Origin of the sequence: Pseudomonas entomophila (genome assembly GCF_013523165.1) — a bacterium.
GTDB lineage: Bacteria > Pseudomonadota > Gammaproteobacteria > Pseudomonadales > Pseudomonadaceae > Aquipseudomonas > Aquipseudomonas entomophila_A.
In genome coordinates this window covers 1-15,838 of record NZ_JAAMQI010000020.1, presented here as the reverse complement: position 1 = coordinate 15,838, position 15,838 = coordinate 1, and the positions used below count along the sequence as shown (strand labels likewise).

Genomic DNA, 15,838 nt, shown 5'->3' with positions numbered 1-15,838 from the left:
TACCGACCCTGTGGTCGGTACGCCCGTGACGTCGATGTCCGATGGTTCAGGCACGCGCGTCGGCCAGCAGGCGTTCCACGTCCCGGGCATCGCGGCAACGCAGCAGCTGCGCCGGTGACAGGCTGATCGCGAAGCGCTGGTGCAGCCCTGCCGCGATGGCCTTGAGGTGCTGGGGGCGCAGGCCCAGGCTGAGAAAGCTCGCCGACGCATCCGTCGCCTGACCGGGCGGCAGGGCCAGTACCTTGGCGTAGACGTCCAGCACCGGGTTGGCAGGCAGGAGGCGGGTCGCGGCCGGCGGCGCGACCTCCAGCCACTGGCGTGCGGTAGATCGGTCAGGTTTGCCGTTCTGCGACAGCGGGAGCGCTGCCACGGGCAGCAGACGGGTCGGCACGTGCGAACCCGGCAGGTGCTGGCGGGCATGGGCGCGCAGTTCGGCCAGGCTGGGGGCGGTACCCTCGGCGCAGACGTACAGGGCTCCCAGGCACGGGTCGTCCGAGCCTGGCGCCTGGTGATCGACCACCAGCACCTGACGCAGCGCCGGATGGCTGGCCAGTGCGGCTTCGACATCCGGCAGCGAGACACGCACACCGCGGATCTTCACGTAGCCGTTGACCCGGCTGTCGAACAGCAGGACGCCGTCCTCGCGGTAACGGCCACAGTCGCCCGTTCGGAAGGCGCGCACAGGTTCGCCGTGCTCGTCGGTGACCGTGACGAAGTCGGTCTGCAGCAGATGGCCGTCCTGCAGGTAGCCCAGCGCCAGGTTGACGCCCGCCGTGTGGATGCGACCCACCACCCCGACCGGGCAATGTTCGCCCTGGGCATCGAGCACCAGGTAGCGGTTGCCTGGCAAGGGGCGGCCGTAGGGCACCTGGCCCTGGTCCTGTGCGGTGATCGCGTGCCAGATGCTCCAGATTGTGGTTTCCGTCGGCCCGCCCAGGGACACCAGGCGTGCGCTCGGCAGCTGGGCGCGCAGCTCGGCGATGACCGTTGGCTTGAGGTAGTCGCCGCCTTGGGCGATTAGGCGCAGGCTTGTCATCGCCCGGTCGCCCCGACAGGCCAGCAGCATGTCGAGCATGGCCGGGACGGAGCACCACAGGCTGACCTGATGGCGCGCGATCAACGCGTGCCAGCGCAGCGCGTCCTTTTCTTCATCGGCGAGCGGCAGCACCAGCGTGGCTCCGGCCGCGAGGCTGCCGAACACGTCGAACACCGACATGTCGTGGTGCAGCGGCGTCACCGACAGCAGGACATCGTCGGCGGTCACGGCCCAGTCGGCGAGCGTATGGCCGATCACGTTGGCGGTGGCGCGGTTGTCGAGTACCACGCACTTGGGCCGGCCGGTGGTGCCAGAGGTGTAGAGGTAGTACGCCGGCGCCTCGTCGAGCGACAGGTCCGGCAGGTCGGCAGGCAGTGGCGCAGGCGTGGCCAGCAGGGCCTCGACATCGCTCGCCGGATGCCCCTGGGCCTCGCCGTCGCCCAGCACCACCAGCGCGGGCCGGCAGTTGTCCAGCAGGTACTGGCGACGCTGGGCCGGTGCGGCGGCATCGATCGGCACCCAGACCAGGCCGGTCAGGGCGCAGGCCAAGGTCAGGGTGGTGTGGGCCGGGCCACGGGGCAGGCAGATCGCCACGACCTGGCCTGCGCTCAGGCCACGCCCGCGCAAGGCCGCGATGGCGCGCGCCACCTGCTGGCCCAGCTCGGCGTAGCTGAGCTGACGTTCCCCGCTGATCAAGGCCGTTGCCGTGTTGTCCGGGTCGAACAATCGCTGTGCGATCTGCCGCAGGAAGGGCGCTTCGCAGGCTTCCTCCAGCGGGCTGTTGAGCCGGTAGTGGCGGGTGTCGACCACGGTGCCGGGCGCGATCGCGAAGTCGCCACTGGCCACGATCTGGTGCAAGGTACGCTCCAGGGCCTGCAGCATGGCGCTCACGCAGGCAGGTGCCAGCGCCTCGACGGCGTGGTCGATCTCCAGCAGCAGGTCGCCGCTGGCATCGCGTGAGAAACGCACGTCCAGCGCCACCTGCGGGGTCTGCGTCAGGCCGCCCAGCAGACGCATCGGGCTGTCGGCCGGCAGTGCCGGCCAGGACAACCCGTTGGTGATCACCACGGGCAGTACCGGGCCGGGGCCGTGACGTTCGAACAGCAGGCGCGCCAGGTCGACGCCCGAGAACGCCAGGTGCTGCAACCCTTCGAGCACATCGGTCTGCAGCGCGGCGGCCCGCTTGGCGAAATCGCCTGAGGCCCTGGCCCAGTTGATCGCCAGAAAGCTCGAACGGTTGGCCAGCGCGGCCTCGCTCGGCGCCGCCACCGGCATGGCCACGCACAGGTCACCGTCACGCAGCCAGTGGGACAACACGTCCAGTACCACGGCGGTCAAGGTGGCATGGTTGAACAGCCCCTGCCGAGCGCCCAGCCGGCACAGCGCAGCGAAGTCCGCCTTCGGCAGTCGCAGGCGCTGGCGCTGGTAGCGCGAAGAGCCGAGCTGTTCCAGCGGGCGGGCCCAGGGCAGGCGAGGAACGCCGGTCACCGGCGCCAGTTTGTGCGTCCAGTAGGCTGCGTCGGCCTGACGTTGTTCAGGCGTCGGTGCGACGTCCGGGGCGGGCGTGGGCGCGGCAGGGACGTCGGCCGCCTGGCCTTGCAGCAGCTCCACCAGCAGCGCGGCGATGGCGCGGCCATCGACGATCAAGGCGTCCAGGCGGGCGAAGACCACGCATTCGTTCGACGGCAGACGAAAGACGGTGACGTTCCAGGGCGAGCGATCCAGGGCGAAGTGCGCGTGGGCGTAGGCCTCGCGCCGGGCAGCGATGGCGTCGAGGGCCTCGGCCGTGGGCAGGTGCGACAGGTCGACCTCGTCGAGGTTGAGCACGACGTCGGGGTGCACGAACTGCACGCGTCGATGTGCGTCGATGTGGGTACGCAGGCCGGGGTGCTGCCGCACCATGCCTGTGAGGCGCTCGCGCAGGGTCGCGACGTTCAGGGGGCCGCGGTATTCGCGAAATTCCTGCATCGCCACGCCGCCGAGCGGCACTTGCGTACCCCGGCCCAGCAGGTAGGCCTGCTGCAGCGGGTTGAGCGGGCGTTCATGGGCGCGATCGGGCAGCGGCCGCGTCAGGGCGTCGGGGTCTGCGCTCACCGTCTGTACCAGGTGCATGAAACGATCGAACAGCTGCGTTACCCAGGCACGCGGCAGTGCATCCAGGCGCACGTCCCAGTTGATCAGGATGCCGTCATCGGCGCAGGCGACCTGCACGTCCAGGGCGACCTGCGGCCCTTGTGAGATGGTCCAGGCCAGTTGACCGAAGAGCCGATGCACGCGTGGCGAGAACAGCGACCCTCCGGGCACGTCCAGGGCGGCGGTGAAGACCACCGGTGTCAACTGCGGCGAGCCGTGGTGACGCGACAGCTCGCGCATCAGGTCGACGCCCGACCAGGTGCTGTGCTCGAGCCGTTCGATCAACTGGTCGGCCAGTTGCTGGCACAGCGCGGCCGGGTGTGCAGCGGCCTCCAGGTCGACATCGACGATCAGGACATTGGCGAATTCGCCGACGATGCGTTCCACCTGCGCCACCAGCGGCGCTCGCCAGAAGCTCGGCACGTTCAGGCGCAGTCGGCGGTCACCGGTGTGCGCGCCGAGTACCGTGGCGAACAGGCTCAGCATCAGTGTCGAGAGGCTGACCCGCTGTGCCCGCGCCAGGTGTTGCAGGGCCTGGCGCTGCACAGGCGAGAGCCAGGCATGCAGGCGTTCACTGTGGGGCCGTGTGGGGCGGGGGTCCTCGAGCCGCGGCAGGCTCGGCGCTGGAGCGATCCGATCCAGACGCTGGCGCCACCACTGGCGATCGCGGTCACGGGCAGCGGCGAGCGCAGCGTCGTGCCGAGCGACGTCCCACCAGTCGAAGAAAGCGGGCGCAGCCGGCCAGGCTGCCTCAGGCGTTTCATAGGCGATGGCCAGGTCTTCGACCAGCACCCGAAGGCTCGAAGGGTCGATGGCGATCATGTCGGCATCGATGTGCAGGCGTGTGCGCCGGTCGGGCAGGCGGGTCAGGCCGATGCGCAGGCCGGACCGTTGGCGAAGGTCCAGCTGCTGGTGGGTCCAGCGCTCGCGTTTGCGCGCCAGGTGCGCGGCCGCCTGTCCGGCAGGAATCGCGCCCAGGTCTTCCACCTCGAGCACGGGGCCGGCGTCCAGCGGGGCGATGACCTGCGCCCCGTCGGCGGTCAGGCGCAGGCGCAGCATAGGGTGACGACGAGAGACGTGCGCCAGCGCTCGCTCCAGGCGTTCGGCCTCCAGGGCAGGCCCTTCGAACTCGACGTACAGGTGCGCTGCCACGTTGCCCAACTCGGCGGAAGCGGCCCGCCCGCTCCAGCAGGCGGCCTGCATCGGCGTCAATGTTTTCATGACTCACGCGTTCCTTGTGATTGACAAACCAAACATAATGTCGTCCCGTATTAAAAACGATTCGTGTTTAGATTTAAACAATTTGTTAATCTTTTTGCAGGGAGGCAGGTCGTTCGATGAGTACAGCCACACTCAAGGCTCCAGTGTGGGAGCCATCACAAGCCGTTGAAAAAAATGATGTTTTCTCGTTCGTGTCGGGTGAGCGCGAGCTGCTCTGCACGGGCATCGCGCAGCGTGTCAGTACGCCGGCAGGCCACAGCGAGGCAGCGCGCAGCGTGTTTGCCCAGGCGATCGCGGACGCGTTCGAGCAGGCACGTCATGCCGGCCAGCCCAACCCGATCGTCGTGGGCGCGCTTCCCTTCGATGCGGGCGAGCCGTCGTGTCTGTTCGTGCCCGAAAACGCCCAGTGGCGTGCCCTGGCCCCGGTCAGCGACCTTGCGCTGCAGGCGTTGCCAAGCCTGCTCGAGCAGCGCAACTGCCCCGAAGCACAGGCCTTCAAACGCTCGGTCGAGCATGCGCTGGTCAACTTCCAGCTCAGCGACGTGCGCAAGGCGGTGCTCTCGGTGCAGCGCGAACTGGTGTTCGCCGAGCCGGTGAGCGTCGACGCCGTGCAGCACAACCTGCGTGTGCAGAACCCGACCGGGTATCACTTCCGCGTGCCCATGGCCGATGGCGCGACGCTGCTGGGCGTCAGCCCCGAGTTGCTGGTGCGCAAGGAGGGCACGCGCTTCGTCTCCAACCCGCTGGCAGGTTCGGCGATGCGCATGGCCGACCCTGATGCCGATCGACGCAGCGCCCAAGCCCTGGCGGCGTCGGACAAGGACCACCATGAGCACCGCTTCGTCACCGAAGACATCGCCGCGCGCATCGGTGAGCTGTGCACCGCGCTGGACGTGCCGGCGCGGCCTTCGCTGATCAGCACGCCCGCGCTCTGGCACCTGTCCACGCGCATCGAAGGCACCCTGGCCGACCCTGCCCTCGGGGCGTTGCACCTGGCGTGTCGGCTGCACCCGACCCCGGCGGTGTGCGGCCATCCCACCGAGCGGGCCCGGCACCTGATCCGCTTCGTCGAGCCCGGTGAACGCGGCCTGTTCACCGGCATGGTCGGGTGGTGCGACGCCCAAGGTAACGGGGAGTGGGTGGTGACCATCCGTTGCGGCACCCTCAAGGACGAGCGTGTACGGCTGTTCGCAGGCGCCGGCATCGTCGACAGCTCGCAGCCCGACGCCGAGTGGACCGAAGTGCAGACCAAGCTGCGCACCATGCTGCGGGCCTGTGGCCTGACCCATTGATTTCAACGCTTCTGGAAAACCGACCCATGACCATCGAGTTCACCCCCTGGCCCGCCGAACGGGCGCAACGCTACCGTGACTGCGGCTACTGGATCGACCAGCCCCTGACCCGGATCCTGGCCGACCGTTGCCAGGTCGCCCCCGACGCGCCGGCCATCCTGTGTGGCGAGCGCCGCTTCACCTACGCCGACCTGGACCGGCTGTCGTCCAACCTGGCCTCGCGCCTGGCGGAGCAGGGCCTGGGCCAGGGCGACACGGCGCTGGTCCAGCTGCCCAACCTGGCCGAGTTCTACCTCGTGCTGTTCGCCCTGCTCAAGGCCGGCATCGTCCCGCTCAATGCGCTGTACAGCCACCGCAAGCTGGAGCTGACCGCCTATGCCCGGCAGATCCGTCCGGCCGTGCTGATCGCCTCGCGCGAGCACCCGTTCTTCCAGGACGATACCTACCGTGAAGCTCTGGCGCAGGGCGACGCGCAACCACGGCTGAGCCTGTTCCTGCACGCCACCCCGACCGATGAAGACCTGCAGGCCTGGCTGGAGCGCCCCAGCGAGCGCCCGGTCGCCCTGACGCCGACGCCAGCGGGGGAGGTGGCACTGTTCCAGTTGTCCGGCGGCAGTACCGGCACGCCCAAGCTCATCCCGCGCACCCACAACGACTACCATTACAACGCGCGTGCCTGCGCCGAAGTGTGCGCGCTCGATACCGAGACACGCTTTCTCTGCGCGGTCCCGGCGCCGCACAACTTCCTGCTCAGCTCGCCGGGCGCCCTGGGGGTGTTCCATGCCGGTGGGTGCGTGGTAATGGCGGCGAACCCCGAACCGGCCACCTGCTTCGACCTGGTGCAGCGCCACGCGGTCAACACCGTGGCCCTGGTGCCGAGCGCCGTCGCCCTGTGGCTGCAGGCCGCGCCGCAGCATCGCGAGCAGCTGGCCTCGCTGCGCTACCTGCAAGTGGGCGGTGCGGTCTTTGCCGACTCGCTGGCGCGCCAGGTGCCCAGCGTGCTGGGGTGCCAGTTGCAGCAGGTGTTCGGCATGGCCGAAGGGCTGATCAACTTCACCCGGCTGGACGACAGCGAGGAGCAGATCTTCACCACCCAGGGCCGTCCCATCAGCCCGGCGGACGAGATCAAGATCGTCGATGCGGCCGGTGCGCCGGTCCCGCCTGGGCAGCCCGGCATGCTCGCCACACGCGGCCCGTACACCTTCTGCGGCTACTACGAAAGCCCCGAGCAGAACGCCAGCGCCTTCGACCAGGACGGTTTCTATTACTCGGGCGACCTGGTGCAGCTCACGCCCAGCGGCGACCTGCGGGTGGTCGGGCGCATCAAGGACCAGGTCAACCGTGGCGGCGAGAAGATCGCTTCCGAGGAAATCGAGAACCTGATCGTGCTGCATCCGGACGTCACCCACGCCGGCCTGGTGGCCATGCCGGACGAGGCACTGGGTGAAAAAAGCTGCGCCTTCGTCGTGGCGCGCGACCCCGCCCTCAAGCCGTCGACGCTGCGCCGGCATCTGCTCGAGCTGGGGATCGCCGAGTACAAGCTGCCCGATCGCATCCGTCTGATCGAGCGCATGCCGCTGACCCCGGTCGGCAAGATCGACAAGCAGCGCCTGCGCCATCTGCTGAGCGTGGACACGACCCGCACCTGGCTGCAGGCCCGTTTGCGCCAGCTGATCGAAGACGGGGAAACGCTCGACCCGCAGGAAAACCTGATCTTCTACGGGCTGGATTCGTTGAGCGTGATGAAGCTGGCCGCCGAACTCAAGACCCGCGGGGTCGAGGTGAGCTTCGAGGAGCTGGCCCGTTCGCCCACCCTCGAGCAGTGGTGGTCGCTGGTCGAGTCACGTCAGAAAGCCGCCTGACGCCCCCTGCCGGCCGTGCCTTCATCGGGCATGGCCGGCGGGTTCATTCAAGGAAGTTGAACATGATCCTGACCCACGAGGACCAACGCCGACTGGATGCGTTCTGGCAGCATTGCCTGGAAAACCAGTACTTCAACATCGGTTACCCGGAAAACGCCGATTTCGACTATGCGCCGCTGCACCGTTTTTTCCGGTTCTCCATCAACAACTGCGGCGATTGGGGCGAGTCGAGCAACTACGTGCTCAACTCCTTCGATTTCGAGCGCGAGGTGATGGCGCAGTTCGCCGAACTATTCCGCATCCCGCTCGCCGAGAGCTGGGGCTACGTCACCAACGGCGGCACCGAGGGCAACATGTTCGGCTGCTACCTGGCGCGCGAGCTGTTCCCGGACGGCACCCTGTACTACTCCAGGGACACCCACTATTCGGTGGCCAAGATCGTCAAGCTGCTGCGCATTCCGTACCGCGCGGTCGCGTCGCTGCCGAACGGCGAAATCGACTATCAGGACCTGTACGACAAGGTGGTGGCCGACGGCGAGCGTCACCCGATCATCTTCGCCAACATCGGCACCACCGTGCGCGGTGCCGTGGACGACATCGCCCGGATCCAGCACCTGATGGCGCAGGCCGGCATCGCCCGCGACGACTACTACCTGCACGCCGACGCCGCGCTCAGCGGCATGATCCTGCCCTTCGTCGACCGGCCACAGCCGTTCACCTTCGCCGATGGCATCGACTCGATCTGCGTGTCCGGGCACAAGATGATCGGTTCGCCGATCCCCTGCGGCATCGTGGTGGCCAAGCGCGAGAACGTCGAGCGGATCTCGGTGGAGGTCGACTACATCGCCGCGCACGACAAGACCATCAGCGGTTCGCGCAACGGGCATACGCCGATGATCCTGTGGGCCGCGCTGCGCAGCCACTCACCGACGCAATGGCGCCAGCGCATCCGGCGCAGCCTGGAAGCGGCCCAGTACGCGGTCGATCGCCTGCAAGCCGGGGGCATTCCTGCCTGGCGTCATGACAACTCGATCACCGTGGTCTTCCCACGGCCCTCGGCCGCCATCGCACACGACTACAGCCTGGCCACCTCCGGCGATGTCGCGCACCTGATCACCACGCCGCACCATGACGATCGCAGTCGGCTGGATGCGCTGATCGATGCCTTGATCGCCGAGCACCGCATCCTGACCCGGCCGTCGAACGGCCGGCCTGCCGCCTCGGCCAGCCAGCGCCTGGCGTGCGAGCGAACGACCTCTGCACAATTCGATGTCATCTGAGGCTTTTTCCATGTCCAAGGACTCCACCATGCCCGACCTCAAGGCGGCCGACGCCTGCACCAGCCTGTCCGACATCCGTGCCGGTATCGACTTCCACGACCGACAGATCTTCGAGGCGTTGTGCCAGCGCCTGACCTACGTGAAGGCCGCGACCCGGTTCAAGCCGAACGAACAGGCGATACCGGCGCCCGGGCGGGTGGCGGCGATGCTCGAGGACCGTGTGCGCTGGGCAGCCGGCAGCGAATTGGACGCGGCGTTCATCGAGTCGCTGTACACCGCCATCATCCACTGGAACATCGACCGCCAGATCGCCCACTGGCGCTCGATTCATGGCGTGCCGCAGACCGATCCAGCGCTCTGACCGCCAGCTGTCCAACGCAGGCGGCGGTCGTGGGGCGCCCGGTCAGCCCTGGATGCGGAACTGCTTGACCAGCCTGTTCAGCTCCACCGCCAGGCGCGACAGCTCGGAGGTGGCGATCGCGGTCTGGCCGGCGCCTTCCGACGCCTGACTGGACAGGTCACGGATGCTGATCAGGCCGCGGTCCACTTCACGGGCCACCTGGGCCTGCTCTTCCGACGCGGTGGCGATCAGCACGTTGCGTTCGGTGATGTTGCCGATCGACTCGGTGATCTCCACCAGGGCACTGCCAGCGCCTTGTGCGGTGTCGCGGGTCTTCTGCGCCTGGGTCGTGGTGTGGTCCATCGCCGAGACGGCAGCCTCGGTGCCTTTCTGGATCGAGCTGATCATCTGCTCGATTTCGCTGGTCGATTGCTGGGTGCGATGGGCCAGCGCGCGCACCTCGTCGGCCACCACCGCGAAGCCCCGTCCGGCCTCACCGGCACGGGCAGCCTCGATCGCGGCATTGAGCGCGAGCAGGTTGGTCTGTTCGGCGATCGCCCGGATGACGTCCAGCACGCGGCTGATGTCGGTGGCCATGCTGGCCAGCCCCTGGACTTCGTGGGACGCGTCCTGGACACGCGCGACCATCACGTTGATGGCCTGCACGGTCTCGTCGACGCGCTCACGTCCGGCAACGGCGGCATCGTTGGAGCGGTTGGCGGCTTCCGAGGCGGCCGAGGCGTTGCGGGCGACTTCTTCGACGGCCGCGCTCATCTCGGTGACGGCAGTCGCGGCCATTTCCACTTCGTGGTTCTGGCGCACCATGCCCTTGCTGGCATCCTCGGTCACCGCGTGCATCTGCTCGGAGGTGGAGGCCAGTTGATTGGACGAGTCGGAGATCGACGCCAAGGTGGTGCGCAGACCCTGCTGCATGGCCCTCAGGGCCTGGATGAGCCGCGCCACTTCGTCCTGCCCCTGGGCGTCGATGACTTCGCTCAGGTCATTGGCCGCGATGCGTTCGGCAATCGCCAGCGACTGGCTGATCGGCGTGGTGACGCTGCGGGTGTAGAGCAGGGCGAGCACGACGGCGGCCAATGTGCCGACCAGGATGAACGCGATCACGATGAAGGTGGCCTGCTCGTAGGTGCGGGTGGCCTCTTCACCGGCCCGCTTGGCCTTGTCGTTGTTCAGCTGGATCAGGCCCTTGATGTCGTCCGCTACTGTATCGGCGACCTGCTTCATCGAGCCACTGGCCAGGGTGACGGCTTCATCCAGGCTGCCGGCGGTGATCAGCGTCAGGTACTGGTCCTGGGACTGCTCGTAGGCGGTGAAGTGCTGGGACAGCTGGCCGAACTGCTGCTTGCCGGCCGGCGTGACGATGAACAGCTCCAGCCGTGCCAGCAGTTCCACGATATTGGCGCGGGTCTTGCGCACGTCCGCCAACGCCTGGGCCTTGCGGCTCTCGGGTTCGACGGGGTTGCGCAGGCGTGCGTTGTCGCCACGGATGCTGACGAACTCACGGTCGAGCGAGCCGAGCAAGGCGATGCTGGGCACCACGTTGGTCTCCACGAACTTCTCGGAGTCGTTCAGGCTCGAGGCCTGCTTGAGCGCGATCAGCCCCAGCGCGACGATCATCACGCAGAAGAAGCCGAAGCAGAGGATGGAGCGGGGGGCGAGGTTGAGCTGGCGTAGTAACATGGCGTGAACCCTGGGCGTTTTATATTGACTCGGCTCATGGCTGGCGATCTTTAGGTTGTGTCTATCGCCATTATTGATTTCCTTGATCCATGTCACGATTTTTTTGACATCGCGTTGACGTCTTCGCAAGGCGTGCGTGCCTAACCTTGGCGGTACCCCAACCCGGGGTTCGATGCGAGCAGGTGGGCCTTGGCCAGAAACGCGATGAAGCAATGCAGTGTCCGACGTGAGTCCAGCGCTTCCAGGGGCCTTGCCGTCGGTCGTGGTCTGATCGTGCTGATGGCGCTGAGCCTCTCGGGCGGTTGCCAGAGCACGTCCGAGCGGTTGCTGGCCGAAGGCTATCCACCCGTGTTCGTCGACGGGTTCGCCGATGGCTGCGCCAGTGGTCGCCATGCCGCTGGCGAGCTGGATGCCTTTCGCAAGAACGTGCCGGCTTACCTCCAGCAACCGGACTACGCCTTGGGCTGGGACGATGGCTTTCGCCAGTGCCAGGCGCGCGCCGACAGCGAGACCGAACGTCGCCTGGCGCGCGACAGCGAGGCCGACCGGGCCTGGCGGCATGACAAGGACCAAGCGTGGGGCCAGGCCTTGAGGCCGTCGTCGCGCACGCCATGACGGTTCCAGGAGCGCGGGTTCGTGTTTTCAATGCCAACGCGATCGACGGCGTCGATGTCCAGGGAGCAGGGGCGTTCGCTTGGCGTGCGTGTTCGTCACCGAGGGTTGCCCCATGCCGTTGAGCACAGAGCAGATGACGTTGAGTCTTCAAGGCCTCGAAGGGTCGTGGGCCGAGCAAGGGGGGAGGGTGTTGATCGGCCTGGCCAGGGAGAGTGACGAAGCCCTGCCGATCTGCATGGACGGCCCCGCCGAGAGGCTGCACCTGCGCAGAGCGCATTTTCTGGTGGCCTCGCCTGCCTGGTGCGATGCCGACGCGGGCAGGCGCCTTGCGCAGGTGCCAGCAGAGCAGGGCACGGAGGTGGACCTCGGCGATTCACGACCACATTCGCCGGTGCCCCTCGGTGAGCACCACGGCGCCTTTGCCAGCGCGCTGTTCGTGTCGGTCACCGGCAGTGGCCAGGCGCGCGTTCTTGGCCGCATGAGCGCGGCGGCCTGGCGGCAGTGGGTGGGCGGCATGGCAGGCTGAGTGCCCGCGCCGTCACCTTGCGCCAGGCACGCGTTCGCGCAGGGGTGACAGGGTTGCTCAACCCGGCGTGATGCCAGGCTGGGCGGCGGCCAGACGCGACCGGCTTTTGCCGTGCCAGGCGAAGACCAGCACCATTGCCAAGCCCAGGGCCGCCACCCCAGCGCCGGCGAGCGAAATGGCCGGGTAGCCCCAACCTGCCTTGATCACCGCACCGCCCAAGGCGGCACCGACCGCATTGCCCAAATTGAAGGCCCCGATGTTGACCGCCGAGGCCAGGTTGGGGGCATCCTTGGCCGCTTCCATCACGCGCATCTGCAGCGGCGGTACCAGGGCGAAGCTGGCGATGCCCCAGACCAGGATGGCCACGGCGGCCGGCAGTGGCCAGCGCATCAGCACGGTGAAGGCCAGCAGCACCACGATCAGCACGCTCAAGGAGGCGATCAGGGTGCGGTCGATGGAGCGGTCCGCCGCCTTGCCGCCCCAGAGATTGCCCAGGGTCAGGCCGATCCCGAACAGCACCAGCATGGCGGTGACGAACAGGGTCGAGGCCTGGGTCTCACGGGTCAGGATCGGCGCGATGTAGGTGAACACGGTGAACATGGCGCCCGAGCCGACCACAGTCAGCGCCAGCGCCGCCAGCACCGGGCCACGGCCCAGTACGCGCAGCTCGGCCAGTACGCCGTCGCTGGGGGGCAGGGCCACGTTGGGCAAGGCGAACCAGAGCGCCGCCATGGTCAGCACGCCCAGCCCGGAAATGCCCCAGAACGCCTGGCGCCAGCCGAGCAGCTCACCGAACCAGGTGGCCAGGGGCACGCCGCCGATGGTTGCCAGCGTCAACCCCATGAACATGGCGGCCACCGCCCCGGCCCGCTTGTCGGGCGCCACCACGCTCGCGGCCACCAGTGCCCCGACGCCGAAGAAGGCGCCATGGTTCAGCGAGGTCACCACACGGGCGATCAGCAGGCTGGTGTAGTCGGTAGCCAGGGCCGACATCACGTTGCCCAAGGTGAAGATGGCCATCAGGCCGATCAGCAGGTACCGGCGAGGAATGCGGCCGGTGGTCAGGGTCATGAGCGGCGCGCCGACCAGTACGCCAAGGGCGTAGGCGCTGATCAGCAGGCCAGCCGCCGGGATGGAGACGCCCAGGTCCGCCGCGATGCCGGGCAGCATGCCCATGGGCGCGAACTCGGTGACGCCGATGCCGAAGGCGCCGGTGGCCAAGGCCAGAAGAGGGGGGTTGATACGCATGTGAACAGCTCCTTATCTATGCGGTGAATGCTAAGCTACCGCCACGAAAGCCGGTAGCCGGTGATTCTGGTATGCACCTGTGCGTGGGAGGCACGAATGGACCTGGGTGGACGGTCGGGAGAAATGGTCGTGTTCGACCGTGTGGTACAAGAAGGCAGCCTGTCGGCGGCCGCACGGGCGCTGCACGTGACGCCCTCGGCCATCAGCCGCTCTATCGCGCGCACCGAACAGCGCCTGGGCACGCGCCTGCTGCTGCGCACGACCCGCGCCATCGCCCTGACGGCCGAAGGTGAGGCCTACCTGCGCGCGGCACGGCGCATCCTGGCGGACCTGGCCGAAGTGGAGGAGGCCATCGCCGACCAGGGCGTGCCGCAAGGGCGATTGCGGGTCAGCGCCGCCCTCGGCCATGGCCGCAAGACCATCGTGCCGCTGGTGGCGGCGTTCAGTGCGCGCTACCCGAACATCGTGGTGGACTTGGCCCTGGGCGACGAAGTGGTCGATATCCTGGCGGGTCAGGCTGACGTGGCGATCCGCTTCGGCCAGCTGGCCGACAGCCCGCTGACCGCGCGTTACCTGGGCGTCACGGGCCAGGTGGTGGTGGCCTCACCCCAGTACCTCGCCCGCCACGGCACCCCGCACACGCCCGAGGACCTGCTGCAGCACAACTGCCTGCGGTTCAACTTTCGCCGCGCCGAACCGGACTGGCCCTTCGTGCGCGACGGCCAGACGTTTTCCCTGAAGATCTCCGGCAACATCCAGTGCAACAGCGGCGAAGCACTGGCCCAGCTGGCCCGGGAGGGCGCTGGCATCGCCCGCATTGGCGCCTTCAGCGTGGCCGACGACCTGCGCAGCGGCGTGCTCGTGCCGTTGCTCGAGGCCTGGAATCCGGGCGACCAGGAGCCTATCCATGCCGTGTTCGTCGGCGGCGCGGCAATGCCGGCGCGGGTGCGGGTGTTCGTGGATTTCCTGATGGCGCATCATCGGTGGTGAGCGGAACAGGCGAGTATGGGGCGCTGCATGCGGTTCGACAGGAGGCCAATGTGGGCCTTTCAGGCCCAATCGCAGCACAGGGGCCGCTCACAGGGAATAGCGAAGCTTTCCCACTACGGTGTAGCTACGGGGAGCGGCCCCTGTACCGCGATTGGGACCGAAGGGCCCATGAAATCAGCCACGCGATGCGTCAGATCTACCTGTACAGATACCGCAACGAAGCACCTTCTGCCGGCGCGCAGTGTTCATTGATCTCGCTAATGCGACAGCCTTATCACCACTTGTCGCGAACCCATGCAATCCATTCAATCGCTCCAAACCTCTGGCAGTCTGTTGCTTGCAGCCAGCCATTCTGGAGACCCGCCATGACCGACACCACCCTGCGAAACGCCATCACCGCCTGGCGCCTGCTGTTGGAAGACGACAGCTACCGCCTGGACTGGCCGGACGATTACCACGCCACGCTTCTCGAGCGCGCCGATGAAATGAAGGCCAGCGGCCTGATTGGCGAGCAAGACTGGCAATTGCTCAAAGACGCCGCCGACACGGCCCTGCAACAGACCCGTGCCTCGCTCGAGCAACAGCAGCGCGACTGCCTGAGCATCCGCAAACTGCGGTTGCCCAGCGTCGACTGAGCTGCCAGTGTGCTGATGAGTCAGAAGGGGCGACCATAGGCCAGGCGTCTGCTGGCCGCCCTGTGCTTCGACTAGAGCACGAAGTCCGACGCCGTCAGGCTGGTGATGCCCACCATCTGAATGGCGAACTCCGGCGCGCTGTCCGTATCGGTGTTGCCGTACAGCACGCCGTCCTGGAACTTCAGTTGCCCGGCGCTGGTGAACGCCGCCGTGCCCTTGATGAAGGTATGGAACGCCTCGTTGGCCGCCGTCGCGGCGTTAGCGTCCAGCGCCCCCAGGTCGATCTTGTCCTCGCCGCGCTTGAAATCGGTGATGACGTCCCACGTGGCACGCGTCAGCCCCATGTCGTTCAGCGTGGTGAAGACGAAGGTGTCCTTGCCGGTGCCACCGGTCAGGGTGTCCTTGCCCAGCCCGCCGATCAGTCGGTCATTGCCGGCACCGCCGATCAGGGTGTCATTGCCAGCGCCGCCGGTGAGCACGTTGTTGCCGGCGTTGCCCGTCAGCGTGTTGGCCAGGGCGTTGCCCGTCCCGTTGAGCGCGGACGTACCGGACAGGATCAGGTTCTCCTGGTACTCGCCCAAGGTACGGGTCACGCTGGAGATGACCGTGTCGATGCCGCCCTTGGCCGAGGTCTCGATGACCTTGTCGTTGGCCGAGTCGACGTAGTAGGTGTCGTTGCCCATCCCGCCGATCATCGTGTCGGCACCTGCGCCACCGTTGAGCACGTTGTTGCCGGCGTTGCCGATCAGCGTGTTGGCCAAGGCATTGCCGGTGCCATTGAGGTGCGCGTTGCCGGACAAGGTCAGGTTCTCTTGGTAGTCGCCCAGGGTACGGGTGACGCTGGAGATGACCGTGTCGATGCCGCCCTTGGCCGAGGTCTCGATGACCTTGTCATTGGCCGAGTCGACGTAGTAGGTGTCGTTGCCCATCCCGCCGATCATCGTGTCGGCGCCCGCGCCGCC

12 protein-coding genes and 1 pseudogene are annotated in these 15,838 nt (G+C 67.4%); 8 read left to right on the top strand and 5 right to left on the bottom strand.

The features are described 5' to 3' along the window. Positions 1–46 precede the first annotated feature (46 nt). A complete protein-coding gene (locus tag G7Z99_RS15425) occupies positions 47–4,390 on the bottom strand; it encodes an amino acid adenylation domain-containing protein (RefSeq protein ID WP_181095248.1) in 4,344 nt (1,447 codons plus the stop codon). A gap of 116 nt (positions 4,391–4,506) precedes the next feature. Between G7Z99_RS15425 and G7Z99_RS15420 the strand changes: the two genes are divergently transcribed. The 4 genes from G7Z99_RS15420 to G7Z99_RS15405 all read left to right on the top strand — a co-directional run bounded on the left by G7Z99_RS15420 (position 4,507) and on the right by G7Z99_RS15405 (position 9,185). Continuing rightward, positions 4,507–5,682, top strand: a complete 1,176-nt coding sequence (locus tag G7Z99_RS15420) for an isochorismate synthase (protein ID WP_181095246.1) — start codon at positions 4,507–4,509, stop codon at positions 5,680–5,682. A 26-nt stretch (positions 5,683–5,708) separates the two neighbouring features. Further along, positions 5,709–7,544 (top strand): (2,3-dihydroxybenzoyl)adenylate synthase, encoded by a 1,836-nt coding sequence (locus G7Z99_RS15415; protein ID WP_181095245.1) that lies wholly within the window; start codon positions 5,709–5,711, stop codon positions 7,542–7,544. A 62-nt stretch (positions 7,545–7,606) separates the two neighbouring features. Continuing rightward, on the top strand, positions 7,607–8,824 hold the full coding sequence (locus G7Z99_RS15410) for a histidine decarboxylase (RefSeq protein ID WP_181095243.1): 1,218 nt from the start codon (positions 7,607–7,609) through the stop codon (positions 8,822–8,824). Positions 8,825–8,852: 28 nt separating this feature from the next. Beyond that, a complete protein-coding gene (locus tag G7Z99_RS15405) occupies positions 8,853–9,185 on the top strand; it encodes an isochorismate lyase (protein WP_181095337.1) in 333 nt (110 codons plus the stop codon). A 42-nt stretch (positions 9,186–9,227) separates the two neighbouring features. Here the strand turns inward: G7Z99_RS15405 and G7Z99_RS20215 are convergent, their stop codons facing one another. Continuing rightward, positions 9,228–9,962, bottom strand: a complete 735-nt coding sequence (locus tag G7Z99_RS20215) for a methyl-accepting chemotaxis protein (protein ID WP_375139163.1) — start codon at positions 9,960–9,962, stop codon at positions 9,228–9,230. Between the two features lie 129 nt (positions 9,963–10,091). Beyond that, positions 10,092–10,862: pseudogene (locus tag G7Z99_RS20210) on the bottom strand (MCP four helix bundle domain-containing protein); the annotation flags it as partial. A gap of 204 nt (positions 10,863–11,066) precedes the next feature. On the opposite strand from G7Z99_RS20210, the gene G7Z99_RS15395 reads away from it, so the two are divergent. Both G7Z99_RS15395 and G7Z99_RS15390 read left to right on the top strand, forming a co-directional pair. After that, on the top strand, positions 11,067–11,477 hold the full coding sequence (locus G7Z99_RS15395) for a hypothetical protein (protein ID WP_375139161.1): 411 nt from the start codon (positions 11,067–11,069) through the stop codon (positions 11,475–11,477). Positions 11,478–11,556: 79 nt separating this feature from the next. Further along, positions 11,557–12,003 (top strand): hypothetical protein, encoded by a 447-nt coding sequence (locus tag G7Z99_RS15390; RefSeq protein WP_181095239.1) that lies wholly within the window; start codon positions 11,557–11,559, stop codon positions 12,001–12,003. Positions 12,004–12,060: 57 nt separating this feature from the next. On the opposite strand, the gene G7Z99_RS15385 is transcribed toward G7Z99_RS15390, so the two are convergent. After that, positions 12,061–13,251, bottom strand: coding sequence for an MFS transporter (locus G7Z99_RS15385; RefSeq protein ID WP_181095237.1), 1,191 nt, complete (start codon positions 13,249–13,251; stop codon positions 12,061–12,063). A gap of 96 nt (positions 13,252–13,347) precedes the next feature. Between G7Z99_RS15385 and G7Z99_RS15380 the strand changes: the two genes are divergently transcribed. Both G7Z99_RS15380 and G7Z99_RS15375 read left to right on the top strand, forming a co-directional pair. After that, on the top strand, positions 13,348–14,241 hold the full coding sequence (locus G7Z99_RS15380; protein WP_181095235.1) for a LysR family transcriptional regulator: 894 nt from the start codon (positions 13,348–13,350) through the stop codon (positions 14,239–14,241). A gap of 365 nt (positions 14,242–14,606) precedes the next feature. Then, entirely contained in the window at positions 14,607–14,876 is a 270-nt protein-coding gene (locus tag G7Z99_RS15375; protein WP_181095233.1) for a hypothetical protein, read from the top strand. A 71-nt stretch (positions 14,877–14,947) separates the two neighbouring features. Here G7Z99_RS15375 and G7Z99_RS15370 read toward each other — a convergent pair. After that, positions 14,948–15,838, bottom strand: an 891-nt coding sequence (locus G7Z99_RS15370) for a calcium-binding protein (protein WP_181095231.1), incomplete at its 5' end; no start/stop codon positions are given.

What these genes read in the sequence shown, in the direction of transcription:
- G7Z99_RS15425 (WP_181095248.1), bottom strand. Translation starts at nt 4,390, where the DNA reads ATGAAAACATTGACGCCGATGCAGGCCGCCTGCTGGAGCGGGCGGGCC.
- G7Z99_RS15420 (WP_181095246.1), top strand. Translation starts at nt 4,507, where the DNA reads ATGAGTACAGCCACACTCAAGGCTCCAGTGTGGGAGCCATCACAAGCC.
- G7Z99_RS15415 (WP_181095245.1), top strand. Translation starts at nt 5,709, where the DNA reads ATGACCATCGAGTTCACCCCCTGGCCCGCCGAACGGGCGCAACGCTAC.
- G7Z99_RS15410 (WP_181095243.1), top strand. Translation starts at nt 7,607, where the DNA reads ATGATCCTGACCCACGAGGACCAACGCCGACTGGATGCGTTCTGGCAG.
- G7Z99_RS15405 (WP_181095337.1), top strand. Translation starts at nt 8,853, where the DNA reads ATGCCCGACCTCAAGGCGGCCGACGCCTGCACCAGCCTGTCCGACATC.
- G7Z99_RS20215 (WP_375139163.1), bottom strand. Translation starts at nt 9,962, where the DNA reads ATGGCCGCGACTGCCGTCACCGAGATGAGCGCGGCCGTCGAAGAAGTC.
- G7Z99_RS15395 (WP_375139161.1), top strand. Translation starts at nt 11,067, where the DNA reads ATGAAGCAATGCAGTGTCCGACGTGAGTCCAGCGCTTCCAGGGGCCTT.
- G7Z99_RS15385 (WP_181095237.1), bottom strand. Translation starts at nt 13,251, where the DNA reads ATGCGTATCAACCCCCCTCTTCTGGCCTTGGCCACCGGCGCCTTCGGC.
- G7Z99_RS15380 (WP_181095235.1), top strand. Translation starts at nt 13,348, where the DNA reads ATGGACCTGGGTGGACGGTCGGGAGAAATGGTCGTGTTCGACCGTGTG.
- G7Z99_RS15375 (WP_181095233.1), top strand. Translation starts at nt 14,607, where the DNA reads ATGACCGACACCACCCTGCGAAACGCCATCACCGCCTGGCGCCTGCTG.